Below are 12,966 nucleotides of genomic sequence, written 5' to 3'. Positions count from 1 at the left end.
ATTCGACTCCCCTTGGTATGACGGTATGTACGCAGTTGAGAGGACTTCGGGTCGGCGTCGTCCGCTCATGCGGTGCGGGTCGCGACCGTCGTAGGCGCCGCCGGGGCCTCATCGGAGGTGCTCGTTTTTGACGGGCGGAGCAGGAAGGCCGCGAATGCCGGCAGCATGAAGATGGCGGCCATCGCATTGGCGAGGAACATAATGGTGAGCAGGATTCCCATGTCCACCTGGAACTGCAGGCCCGACATCATCCAGGTCGACACGCTCGCCGCCAGGGCCAGGCCGGTGAACACCACCGCCTTGCCGGTCTGATGCAGGGTGTTGGCATAGGCCTCGCGCATGGCCATGCCTTTTTCCTTGACGTTCTCCTCCAGCACCGAGTAGATGTAGATACCGTAGTCGACGCCGATACCCGCGGCGAAGGCCACGGTGGCGATGTTCGACACCTTCACGCCGATTTCCAGGAACACCATGATCGCGTAGGTGAACACCGACACGGCAGCGAGGGGCACCAAGATGCAGATCACGCTCGCGATCGACCGGAACGACACGTAGACGCTGATGGCAATGGCGAGGTAGAGCCACAGCAGCACGCGCGGCTCGGTTTCCTCGACCACATCGTTGGTCGCCGCCATCACGCCGACGTTGCCGGTGGCGAGTTTGAACTTCACCGGGGCGTCCGCAGGTTGTTCGGCGACGAACTTGTCGAACGCCTCGATGACTGTATCGATGGTCTTGGCCTTGTGGTCCGCAGTGAAGACGAACAGCGGCATCGCGCTGCAGTCCTCGTTGAGCAGTCCGGTGGAACTGGGGAAGGGTTGCACCGTCACCACCAGCGCGCCGGGCTCGCGCGGCAGCGCGCGCCACTTCAGATTGGTCTCGTTGTAGCTGTTGAAGACCATCTTCTGCAGCTTCGGCAGCGACAGCGTGGACTGCACGCCGGGCGTGTTCTCCATCCGCCAGGCCAGCTTATCGATGGTGCTGATGACGGAGTGATCGATACAACCGTCGGCCTCGTTCTCAGCGATGATCTTGAGTACGTCGACGCCAATGGCGAAATTGTTCACGATCACATCGGTGTCGAGGTTATAGCGGGAGTCAGGGCGTAACTCCGGGGTGCCGGGGTGCAGCTCGCCGATGGCCAGATCCTTCTTGATGTACTCCGCCGCGCCCCAGACCAGGAACGAGACCGCCAACACTGCTGCCGCATAGGGCTTGAGCGCCAGGTAGGAGGTGACATTCCAGATTGGCGCGAGCGCCTTGTCACGTGCGTGTTGGTGCCGGCGAAATTTCTCCGGGTCCTTGATCGGTATGTAAGTCAGCAAGCATGGCAGCAGGATCTTCTTGCAGACCACCACCGCGACAAGGCCAAAGCAAGCATTGATGGCCATTTCCTGCACGATGCCAATGGGGATTAGCAGCAGGGTGCCGAAACCGATGACGTTGGTGATCAGCGCAGTGATGCCGGGAATGACCAGCCGCTTATACATCGCCATAGAGGCGTCATAGCTAGTCCTCCCATTATCGGCGATCTCTAGTAGCCAGAAGCTCGCGATTTGGATGCCGTGCGAGACGCTGATGGCCATGACTAGAAACGGCACCAGGATCGCGAAGGGGTCAAGCCCGAAGCCGAACAGGTGCAGCAGCCCCAATTCCCAGACGACGGCGAGAAGGCCGCAGGACAGCGGAATCAGCGCAACCAGGGCGGAACCTGTGTACATCCAGAGCACGGCCCATACCAGTACGATGGTCAGACCGAAAAATCCAACGACTTCGGTCGACTTGTCTGCGACATCGCCTACGATCTTGGCGAAGCCGATGATGTGGATGTCGATGTTGGGGTTGTACTCTGGGTTGGTCGCTTCGGTGATTTCGAAGTCACGCCCCTTAAACACCTGCGACAGCAGCTTGCCGGTGTCGTCCTTATAAACGACTTCAACATCAGCGAACGAGAACAGCATCCCGTTTGGATTGTGGTATCCCAGGTGAACGACCGATCCGGCCTTGAGTACCTCAGAATCTTGCTTGAGCTTGTACTCCCAGCGCTTGGGGCTGATGAACCGCTGGCGAATCTCTTCCATTCGGTCGGCGGTCACGAAGTAATCCAGCTTCGCGTCAGTCACCGGATCGCGTTCCAGCAGCTCGCCGAAAATCATGGCGCCGGTCTGGTCGTTGGCGATCAGGCGGCCGATGATGCCCGCCTTCTCCACGTTCTGGCGCACCTTGTCGAGCATGTCGGGCGTCGGCGTGAAATCCGCGGGCACCACGTTGCCGCCCTGAAAGCCGTCTTCCACCACTTCCAGGTAACGCACGTCCGGTGTCACCATCGAGCTGACGCGCGAACGGTCCATGCCGGGCAGGAAGTAGAGCGCATCGGTGGCCTTGCGCAAGGTGCTCATAAACTCGGCGTTGTAGATGTCGCCCTTGCCCTCGTTCTGCTTGATGGCCATCAGCACCAGGTTCGCACCGCCAAACTCCTTCTGGTACTGCTTGAAGATTTGGATATAAGGATGGCCGAGCGGCAGCTGCTTCTCGAAACCGGCATCAAGCCGAAGTTGCGTGGCCTGCCAGCCCAGGAAGAGGGTGGCCAGAATGATGGTGATCAGCGTTCGCGCGCGCTTGTGAAAGATGATCGGGACCGTGACATCGACATACCACTTCGCGAACCCGCGCTTGGCTTCACCGTGCATTGACGCGCCTCTCGACAGAATTTTGAATAGTCGCGCTCTCACCCGTGCTGGCCATCATTGGCGCCCCGGGTGATGCGCATTCGGAAAACAGCACTTCGTATGTGCATAGTGCATAGTGCAGAGTGCAGATAACCACACAAGGCTATTCCGCATACGATTCGCCGTCAAGCGTGTGTCTGCAATCCGCATGACGACGCCCTGTCGGGTACTTTGGGATCGGGGTGCGGAGGTTTCCAGGGCGCAGCGTGGCGCCATCAGCGCGCACATCGCGGTTGCGTTACACCTGCCAGATTGCACTAGTCATTGGGCTCAAATGTCCGGCTTGCCCGCCGGAATCAACGCGCGTACTGCCTTCGCAAAACGAGGGGCGGGCAGTGAAACCCCCGCCATGCAGCTCCTGTTGCGTTCTGCTTTTCAAAGAGTGTAAAGTGCATAGTGTCGCTATGCGGTATGCGCGTAGCGTTGACTGAAGGCATGGCGTGGAGAGCGGTGGCCGCCGGCGTCGTGAGCATCTCAAATCATTTCGGAACACAGCAGGAGAAATACATGAAACACGCAGGATGGTGGATTCCAGCGGTAGCGTCGCTGCTGCTGAGCTCTCCGCAGATGGTCGCCGCAAAAGCATCGCCCGAAGAGGCTGCGAAACTGGGCAAGGGTTGACGCCGGTGGGTGCGGAGCGCGCGGGCAACAAGGCCGGCACGATTCCGGAGTGGACGCCGATCAAGGCGTTCGGCGATCCCAAAGGCGAGTTCCCGAAAAACCCCGAGGTGGAGAAGGACAAGCCGCTCTTTACCATCACCGCTAAGGACGTAGCCAAGTACGCGGACAACCTCTCCGAAGGCCATAAGGAGTTGTTCAAGCGTTACCCGGACACGTACAAGATGATCGTGTATCCGAGCCGTCGTGTCGCGGCTTTCCCGGACAAGATCTACGAAGAGACCATCAAGAACGCCACCCGTGCCGAACTCAATGGGGTGGACAATCCGAAGGGTGCCTATGTGGGTTTCCCGTTCCCGATTCCCTCATCTGGAGCAGAGCTGCCCTGGAATCATCGCTCCAAGTGGCGTGGAGAGAATGTGCGTCGCTACAACAACCAGATGATCGTGCAGCAGGACGGCAAGTTCTCGCTTACCAAGATCGTCGAGGACGTGCAGTTCGACTATTCGAGCATCAAGCGAGACAGCCCAGCGGAACTTAAGCCCGGCGTTACCTTCATCAAGTACCTGTCGCAGACCATCTCGCCGCCGCGAATCGCGGGCACCTACATTCTGGTGCACGAGAAGGCGGGCTTCGGGCCGGAAGGTCGTGCGGCCTGGTTGTATGCCCCTGCGCTGAAGCGCATCCGGCGCGCTCCGGCCGTGTGCTGCGACAACCCATACGAAGGCACCGACGGACACCAGTTCTACGACCAGGTGGACATGTACAACGGCGTGCTGGAGCGTTTCACCTGGAAGCTGGTGGGCAAAAAGGAAATCTACACGCCATACAACTCTCACAAGATCGCCGGCAACTCCATCAAGTACGCTGATATTGCCAAGCCCAAGCACATCAACCAGGAACTGCCGCGCTACGAGCTGCATCGCATGTGGGTGCTGGAGGCGGACAACAAGCCGGAATCCCGGCATACCTTCAAGAAGCGAATCATGTATTTCGATGAGGACACCTGGAACATCACCATGATCGCGGACTACGACCAGCAGGGTCAGATCATGCAGTTCCAGGAAGGTCATCTGGTGCAATTCTCGGCAACCCTGGCGTCGTCGACGGTGCCCGAGGTGATTTACCACCTTAACTCCGGCCGGTACTTCGTCACTGCGATGTTCAACGAAGACCAACCCTTCGACACCACGGTGGATTACTCGGGTGAGTTCTTCGAGGCGGATTCTGTGCAGAAGAAGGCATCGAAGTAATCGCGCGTAGTTTCGCTTCGTCGTCCATACAGACATATAGCAGGCGTGGTCCGTCGGCGCTGAGGCGTCGGCGGGCCATGGTTACCCGCGAGCAGCGGACCGCGGATATGAGCCTGGGCATCAGCCCAACCAAAAAATTCAGTGCGAGGAGCTGACCAATGAGAGAACTGGGGATCGGGAGCAGTTTCAGGAACACGGCGATGGCCTTGGTAACCTCGTCGGCGCTGTGGCCGACGCTTGGATCGGCGATCGATTTCAATTTCGACGTCGGTGGCCATACTGTGGAAACGGTGCTCAACAATACCGCGACCTTAGGGGCTGCATGGCGGCTGGAGAACCGCAAGGATTACTTGATCGGCAAGGGCAGTTTGGATCCGGATGTGTGCGCAGGGGTCTATCAGGCCTGCCAAGGCCTGCAGCGGCTTCAGAACTATCCAGCGGAACAGCTCCGGCGCTCGCGCGGGGCGGCGTCGAACAACTTCGACGACGGCAACCTCAACTATTCCCAGGGCGACATTGTCCAGGCGCCGTTCAAGTTCAATCAGGATCTCACGCTGACCTCGGGCAACTACGGGCTGTTTTTTCGCACCGTCCTGATCTATGACCACCCCAATTACCACAACTTCATCCAGAACCAGCCCAATGCGATCACCCCCGAGAACGCCGATGACGTGGCGTTCGATGGTGTCGTGGGCCTCGGCGGTGAGCAGATCGAGAACCGCTACCTGCCGAGGGTGTTCGGTGCCGGCGCTGCGACGCGCGAGGAGCGGACCGATGACGAGGCACTCGACCAGTTGGGTCTGCGCTACGACATCCTGGACTTCAACGTGTTCGGCAGGTTCGAGATTGCGGGCGACCGCGAGCTGCTGGTCCGCCTGGGGCGTCAGCAGATCAACTGGGGCGAAAGCACCGTCGCGGTGATCAACAGCGTCAACCAGGTCAATCCCGTCAACGCCAACAGCCTGTATCGCGTCGGTTTCGGCTTGCTGGAAGAACTGTTCTCGCCGGTGGGCATGCTCAGGCTGTCCACCGAGCTCGTCGACAGTGTCGGTATCGACGTCTATTACCAGTACGAGTGGGAGCCGATCGAGATTCCGACGCCGGGCAGCTTCATGTCCTTTGCTGACGTGGGCTCCTACAACCTGATCGACAATGTCAACGCGAGTTTCGGCGGCTCGGCCGTGGATACCGAGCGCGTCGGGTTTCCGCTCAATAACCCTCTGACCACGGTGGCCAACACCAGCGCGACCATCGACCGTATCAAGGACCGTAACCCCAGCGACCAGGGTCAGTACGGTATCTCGCTCAAGTATTACGCAGACTGGTTGAACAACGGCACCGATCTCAGCGTCTATTTCGTCAACTACCATTCGAAATTGCCCTACGTGAGCGCGATTGCGGCGGACGCGAGTTGCGCGCGCCGGGAAGGCAACGCGCTGGGACGTGATTCCGTCAATACCTTCGAGGCCCTCAACGACTGCCCGAATTTCCCCTTATCCAGTTCCACCTTGGGTGTGACCAATCTCCTTCTCAATGATGTTGTTAGCTTGCTGGCGCAGAGCCCCGCGACCGCCGCGGATTTTGGGCTGGGGGAACTCACGACCCCGCTTGAGGTGATCAACGGCTTGGCCGGGTTGCTGGTTCCGAAGCCCGGGCAGCCGTTCAGCAGCGCCGTTCAGCTCGATTCGCCGGATATCTTCCTGGAGTACCCGGAAGACCGTCAGATGTACGGCTTCAGCTTCAACACCACGTTTGGCGAGTATTCATTCCAGGGAGAACTGGCGTATCGACCCAACGTGCCGTTGCAGGTGGCGCTGGTGGATGTCCTGTTCACATCGCTGGGCCCAACGCTGACTCGTTGTGATCACGAGGGTATCCAGTGCCAGGGCACCACCAACACGCTCGGCTTCACCGAAGACGGCGGCGGTCAGTACTCGCTGTATCCGAGCAATGACTTCGTAGATGCCAGTGGTGCCAACCCGTTCCCGGACACGATCAACCTATTCGTGGGCTCGCTCCCCGGATCGCGACGATCGTTCCCAAGCTATCTAGAGGCGTATCGCGGCGTGCCGATGGGCGAAACGGCGCCACGCAGCTACGTGCAGGGCTGGATTCCGGGCAAGGTCATGCAGTACACCTTCGGAGCAACCCGCGTGCTCGGCGCGTCCGAGAACTGGTTTGGTGCCGACCAGATCATCCTGCTGCCGGAAATCGCGGCGACCCATGTGCTGAACATGCCGGACTTCGACGAGTTGCAGATCGAAGGACCGCTGAGTTCCTACACGCACGCCAGCGCCGGCGCGGACGGCAGCGGCGCGGACGGCTCGCGCCAGGCCTGTGCCAACAACACGCGGACCTGCACGGTCGGACCCGATGGCCTGCGCTTCAACCCCTTCCAGGCGCGAAGGAATGCGTTCGCGGACGCCTTCTCCTATAGGTATCGCCTGGTCGCACTGACCCGTTACGAGTCCGTGCTGCCGGGCATCAGCATTGCTCCGTTGTTCATCTGGCAGCACGACGTGGGCGGAAACGCGCCGGGACCGGGCGGAAATTTCGTCGAGGGTCGCAAGACGCTGTTTTCGATTCTGGAAATTCGCTACCAGGATGCCTTCTCCTTCAACATCATCTACAACGCATTTTTTGGTGCCGGCCAGGACAATGTCTACCAGGATCGCGACAACGCCGGGTTCTTCGTCAAGTACCAGTTCTAAATGGCAACCACCGTTTACCACCAGCAGCGAATTGCCTTCCAAATACGAGGATTCATGAAACATCATTCTTCTTTCAGGCCAAAAGCAGTGGTGGCGGTGGCCGTCACATTGATGTTGCTTGGGGCAGGGCAGGCAGTAAGCGCTGCGGATGCGGCGGATTCAGTACCCTTGCCTGCCGAGATTGCGCCCAAGGCCGTATCGGCGCAGATGAACGATCTCGCCGTGGCCGGGAGCACTCTGGTCGCGGTTGGCGATCGGGGCGTAGTCCTCACATCCGCCGAAGGCAAGACGTGGAAGCAATCGAAGTCGCCGGTGGACGTGCTGTTGAACGCGGTGTACTTCGTCGACGACAAGACGGGCTGGGCGGTCGGGCACGACGCTTCCATCATCCATACCAAGGATGGTGGCGCCACTTGGTCGGTGCAGACCTATTCGGCGGCGGATAACCGGCCCTTCATGGACGTGCTTTTTCTTGACGCCCAGCGCGGGATGGCAATCGGTGCGTATGGCCTGTTCAAGATCACGCAGGACGGTGGCTCGACCTGGAGCGATTTCTCCGACCCGGCGTTTTCAGAAAATAATCCGCACCTCAATGGGCTGACTCGCATCAGCGATGGGAGCCTGCTCCTCGTCGGCGAGGCGGGTCTGGTCGCGACATCGTCCGACGGACAGGCATGGACGGTGCGGCCTACGGGCTACGAGGGCTCGCTGTTTTCGGCCATTCCACGCGGTGAGCGCGGCGTCATGGTCGTAGGGATGCGCGGCAATGCCATGGAAGCAGCCGACGTGAGCTGCCCGGAGTGGAAGAAGATCGATACGGGGACCGACAAGTCCCTGTTCGGTCTGACCGACCTTGGCGGCGGTCGCGTAGCTATCGGCGGCAATAGCGGAGCCCTGACGCTGCTCGCGCCGGGAAAGCCCCCGCAGGCTCTGACGCCGCCCAAGGAAGCGGAGCTGTCGCTGTCAACGGCCTACGGCGGACTCGCGTTCTGGAATGGGCAGCTGCTCGGCCTGACGGATCGTGGCGTGAAGGTGGTCTACACGCAGCCTTGACTTGTCTTATTGAGAGGGAAAGGCCACGGTCTGCAACTTACTTGGGGCTATAATGGGCTGTTAGCAAAAGGAATATCGACGTGGCAAGAAAGAAGGCAGAGGCACCGGCGGATGCGCCGTATCGCATCAAGGACTTGGCCGAGTCATCCGGATTCAGCCGGGAAACCATCCGTTTCTACATTCTTCAGGGGCTGTTGCCTCCGCCGGTCAAGACCTCCCTAAACATGGGCTGGTACACCGACCGCCACCTAGAACTGCTGTCGCTGATCCGCAAACTGCAGAACGAGCGCTTCCTGCCCCTCAAGGCGATCAAGAGCCTGATGCAGGGGGCAACGGAGGAATTCGAGTTTTCCGAACAGCAGATGGAAGTGCTCGGCGAGTTGCGCCGACTCCTCGTCACCGACCATCGCGATCTGGTGGTCAGCGAAGATCCGGGCAAGCTCGCACTGGAAATGGGGCTCTCACGGCGAGAGCAGAAAGAATTGCGTGCACTGGGCTTTGCGGAATCCGGTGTCGCCACGTTTTCCGACGTGGAGGTCACCCGTGTCTGGTTGCAGATGAAGGAAGCTGGGCTCACCGAGGAGCGTGGATTTAGCCCGCGCGACCTGGGGTACATCATCGATCTGGTTGAATCGGCCGTTGCACGTGAGCTGGAGATCTTTCAGCGCCGTATCGATCACATGTCTACGACTGAGGCGCGCAAACTCCTTGATGTGGTCATTCCGTCGATCAATTCAATTTTCTCGATCTTGCACGAGCGCCGTCTGAACGCTTACGTCCAGGCCTACTTCGAGAACGCACTCAAGCGCAAGAAAATCCCCGGAAAATCCCCGATGCCGGGTGAACTAAAGAGCCGCCTGAAGTGGCCCCGGACGGGGCGGCGACAGGCTGATGACATAAAGCCGTCAAACCTGCGAGGAGCCGAGTGAAAAGCCGACGCGCCAAACCTCCTTCGGGGACCGCTTACCGGGTTGGCGAGTTATCGAGGCTCAGCGGCGTCTCTGTTCAGACGATCCGTTTTTACGTTACTCAGCGACTTTTACCTGCGCCCGTCAAGACGTCGCGCAACATGGGTTGGTACTCGGACAGTCACGCGCGTTTGCTCGAGCTGATTCAGAAACTGCAACGCGAACGATTTCTTCCGCTCAAGACCATACGCACGTTGGTGCAGGCCAACGAGAGTCTGGAATTCACCGGCGATGACGATGAGCGGCTGGAACATCTGCGCCTGCGTCTGCAATCCGGCCCGACGGTGTCGGCTGCGGTAACTGCAACGCCTGTCTTGGCGGAGCGAGGGCCTTTGACGGAGAAGGAGCGGACCGCCCTGCGAGGGCTGGACCGCGACCCTGAGCCCAACGGGTACGAACCCGATACCGCTCTCGTCCAGCAGTGGGTCTTGATCCGCGATGCAGTCGGTTTTCCGCCCGAATTTCTGATGCACATCAGTGAATGGGCAGACAAGGCCGTTGCGCATGAACTAGACGTTCTGGGGGAGCGGTTTCGCTCCATGACGCCGGAGGAAGCGGAAAAGATTCTGGATATCGTGATCCCAGGTCTCAACACGCTTTTCGGATTGATGCACCAGCGCAAGATTGGTCAGTACTTCGGATCGCCGACAAAAGTCCCGATGGCCGACGTCGTCGGTCTGCTTGATGCCGGAACCGCGGGTCAGAAAACCCACAACGAGGAGAAAACACGATGAATGCCGCAGACACCGCCGTTACGCCGCAGCACAAAAACCCCGCCTACGCGATCCCGCTCGAGGACATCGACGTAAGCAATCCCGAGTTGTTTCGCAGCAACACGATGTGGGGCTACTTCGAGCGCCTGCGCCGCGAGGATCCGGTGCATTACTGCGCCAAGAGCCTGTTCGGTCCGTACTGGTCGGTGACCAAGTACAAGGACATCATGCAGGTCGAGACGCATCCCGGCATTTACTCGTCGGACTCGCGCCGTGGCGGCGTCACCATCCTCGACACCAACACGGCGGTGCAGTTGCCGATGTTCATCCAGATGGACCCGCCGCAGCACGACGAGCAGCGCAAGGCGGTCAGCCCCATCGTTGCTCCGGAAAATCTCGCGCGTCTGGAGTCGATCATCCGCCGGCGTACCGGCGAGGCACTGGACAGCTTGCCGGTGGGTCAGGAATTCAACTGGGTCGAGAAGGTTTCGATCAATCTCACCACCCAGATGCTGGCGACCCTGTTCGATTTTCCCTGGGACGATCGTTCCAAGCTCACCTTCTGGTCTGATGCCACCCTGGCCCTGCCGGGTGAGGGCCTGGTGGAGTCCGAAGAACATCGCATGCAGATCATGGGCGAGTGCGCGGCCTACATGACCCGACTCTGGAACGAGCGCGTCAACGCCGAGCCGCGACCCGACCTGATTTCGATGATGGCGCATGACGAGCGCACGCGGAACATGTCGCCCGAAGAGTATCTGGGCAACGTCCTGCTGCTGATCGTTGGCGGCAACGACACCACGCGCAGTTCGATGAGCGGCGGCCTGCTCGCACTAAATGAAAGTCCCGAGCAGTACAAAAAGCTGTGCGCCAATCCGGCGCTGGTTGCGTCGATGATTCCGGAGATCGTGCGCTGGCAGACGCCGCTGTCGCACATGCGGCGGACGGCGACCGAAGACACCGTGCTTGGCGGCAAGAACATCCGCAAGGGCGACAAGGTGGTGATGTGGTATGTCTCCGGCAACCGTGACGAAGAGGCCATCGAGAATCCGAACGACTTCATCATCGATCGTGCCCGGCCGCGTCAACATCTGTCGTTCGGTTTCGGCATCCACCGCTGCGTCGGCAACCGGCTGGCGGAAATGCAGCTCCGAATCCTGTGGGAGGAGATCCTGCAGCGTTGGCCGAAACCCGGGCAGCTCAAGGTGATCGGAGAGCCCGTGCGGGTGCCTTCGCCGTTCATCAAGGGCTATGAATCGATGCGGGTGCGGATCGACGCCTGAGCCCGCGCTTCGCGCGGCGTTCAGCGCATCGCGTCAGCCATGAAAGCCCCGCCGGCGGCGGGGTCATTCCAGACAGGAATCAAAAATGATCAAGGTCACGTTTATCGAACACAACGGCACCGTCCGCAGCGTCGAAGTCGCCGAGGGCACATCGATGATGGAAGCAGCGGTCGGCAACCTTGTGCCGGGCATCGATGGCGATTGCGGCGGCGCCTGCGCCTGTGCCACCTGCCACCTGTTCGTCGAGCCCGAATGGCTGGACAAGCTGGTGCCGGCAGAGGACATGGAAAAGTCGATGCTCGAACTCGCCGAGGGTGGTGGCCCCGGGTCGAGACTGGGGTGCCAGATCAAGCTCTCCAAGGCGCTCGATGGCATCGTGGCCCGAACGCCGGTTGGTCAGCACTGAGACGGGGATCTGAATTTTTCTACTGCCGGGCGCAGTAGAAGAATTCACAAGATCTGAAATCTAGTGCTTGCGAGGGGCCGCCGCGTCGAGCAGGCGGCGGGCAATGATCATGCGCTGCATTTCGTTGGTGCCTTCGCCGATCGCGAGCAGGGGCGCGTCCCGGTACAGCCGTTCTACCCGCACTTCGCGCGAATAGCCGTAGGCGCCGTGGATGCGCAGGGATTCGGCAGCGTTTTCCATCGCGGCTTCGGTGGCGAACAGCTTGGCCATGCCCGCCTCCAGGTCGCAGCGCCGTCCGGCGTCGTAGGCGCGGGCGGCGGAGTCCACCAGCAGTCGGGCCGCCTCCACGCGCGTGGCCATGTCGGCCAGCTTGAGCTGGATCGCCTGGTGCTCGCAGATCGGCTTGCCGAAGGTCTTGCGCTGCTGCGAATAACTCAGCGCCTCCTCGTAGGCCGAGCGCGCGACGCCCACCCCGCGCGCGGCGACGTTGATGCGGCCCAGTTCCAGGCCGCCGAGTATCTGCTGCAACCCGCGGCCCTCGACGCCACCGACCAGGCGCGCGGCCGAAATGCGGTAGTCCTGGAACAGCATCTCCACGGTGTCGATGCCGCGGTAGCCCAGTTTCGGCAGCTTGCGCGGCACCGAGAAGCCGGGGCCTTTTTCGGCAATGAACAGGCTCATGCCGCGGTGGCGCGGGTCGGCCTTGGGATCGGTCTTGACCAGCAGCGCGAAACAGTTGCCGCGCAGCCCGTTGGTGATCCAGGTCTTGGCGCCGGTGACGAGGTAGTGCTCGCCTTCGCGGCGGGCGACGGTGCGGATGGCCTGCAGGTCGGTGCCGCAGTCCGGCTCGGTCAGCGCGATGCCGCCGCGCAGCTCGGCTTTTGCGAAGCGGGGCAGAAAATAGTCCTTCTGCTCTTCCGTGCCGAAGCGCAGCACCGCCGAGGCCATGATCAGGTGCGAGTTGATGACGCCGGACAGCGACATCCACTCCGCCGCGATGGTCTCGATCAGCCGCGCGTAGGTCTGCACGCTGAGCCCGAGTCCGCCGTAGGCCTCGGGAATGATGGCGCCGAACAGGCCCATCTCGCGCATCTGCTCGACGATGGCCTCGGGATACTCGTCGGCCTGTTCGAGCGCGATGGCCACCGGCCGCACTTCGCCCGCGAGGAAGCGCCCGACCGCGTCGATCAGCGCGTCGTCATCCCTGGCCCCATCGTCGTGGCTCATCTCAA

9 protein-coding genes are annotated in these 12,966 nt (G+C 60.7%); 7 read left to right on the top strand and 2 right to left on the bottom strand.

Annotated elements, in window-relative coordinates; all coding sequences use genetic code 11:
• Positions 1–65: 65 nt before the first annotated feature.
• Positions 66–2,690, bottom strand: a complete 2,625-nt coding sequence (locus ACOOHP_RS10560) for an efflux RND transporter permease subunit (RefSeq protein ID WP_420466382.1) — start codon at positions 2,688–2,690, stop codon at positions 66–68.
• Positions 2,691–3,250: 560 nt separating this feature from the next.
• Here ACOOHP_RS10560 and ACOOHP_RS10555 point away from each other — a divergent pair.
• The 7 genes from ACOOHP_RS10555 to ACOOHP_RS10525 all read left to right on the top strand — a co-directional run bounded on the left by ACOOHP_RS10555 (position 3,251) and on the right by ACOOHP_RS10525 (position 11,734).
• On the top strand, positions 3,251–4,600 hold the full coding sequence (locus ACOOHP_RS10555; protein WP_420466381.1) for a DUF1329 domain-containing protein: 1,350 nt from the start codon (positions 3,251–3,253) through the stop codon (positions 4,598–4,600).
• 200 nt (positions 4,601–4,800) lie between these two features.
• Positions 4,801–7,311 (top strand): DUF1302 family protein, encoded by a 2,511-nt coding sequence (locus ACOOHP_RS10550; RefSeq protein ID WP_420466380.1) that lies wholly within the window; start codon positions 4,801–4,803, stop codon positions 7,309–7,311.
• A complete protein-coding gene (locus ACOOHP_RS10545; protein WP_420466379.1) occupies positions 7,312–8,364 on the top strand; it encodes a WD40/YVTN/BNR-like repeat-containing protein in 1,053 nt (350 codons plus the stop codon).
• Positions 8,365–8,444: 80 nt separating this feature from the next.
• Positions 8,445–9,293, top strand: a complete 849-nt coding sequence (locus tag ACOOHP_RS10540; protein WP_420466378.1) for a MerR family transcriptional regulator — start codon at positions 8,445–8,447, stop codon at positions 9,291–9,293.
• Positions 9,290–10,066 (top strand): MerR family transcriptional regulator, encoded by a 777-nt coding sequence (locus ACOOHP_RS10535; protein ID WP_420466377.1) that lies wholly within the window; start codon positions 9,290–9,292, stop codon positions 10,064–10,066. The genes ACOOHP_RS10540 and ACOOHP_RS10535 overlap by 4 nt, the downstream gene beginning before the upstream one ends.
• Positions 10,063–11,328, top strand: coding sequence for a cytochrome P450 (locus ACOOHP_RS10530; protein ID WP_420466376.1), 1,266 nt, complete (start codon positions 10,063–10,065; stop codon positions 11,326–11,328). The genes ACOOHP_RS10535 and ACOOHP_RS10530 overlap by 4 nt, the downstream gene beginning before the upstream one ends.
• Before the next feature lie 85 nt (positions 11,329–11,413).
• Positions 11,414–11,734: a 2Fe-2S ferredoxin gene (locus ACOOHP_RS10525; RefSeq protein WP_420466375.1), complete on the top strand. Its 321-nt coding sequence runs from the start codon at positions 11,414–11,416 to the stop codon at positions 11,732–11,734.
• Between the two features lie 60 nt (positions 11,735–11,794).
• Here the strand turns inward: ACOOHP_RS10525 and ACOOHP_RS10520 are convergent, their stop codons facing one another.
• Positions 11,795–12,961, bottom strand: coding sequence for an acyl-CoA dehydrogenase family protein (locus tag ACOOHP_RS10520; protein WP_420466374.1), 1,167 nt, complete (start codon positions 12,959–12,961; stop codon positions 11,795–11,797).
• Between the last annotated feature and the right edge of the window lie 5 nt (positions 12,962–12,966).

This window comes from Panacagrimonas sp. (assembly GCF_965216805.1).
GTDB lineage: Bacteria > Pseudomonadota > Gammaproteobacteria > Nevskiales > Nevskiaceae > Panacagrimonas.
This window is presented reverse-complemented; position numbering and strand designations above follow the sequence as displayed.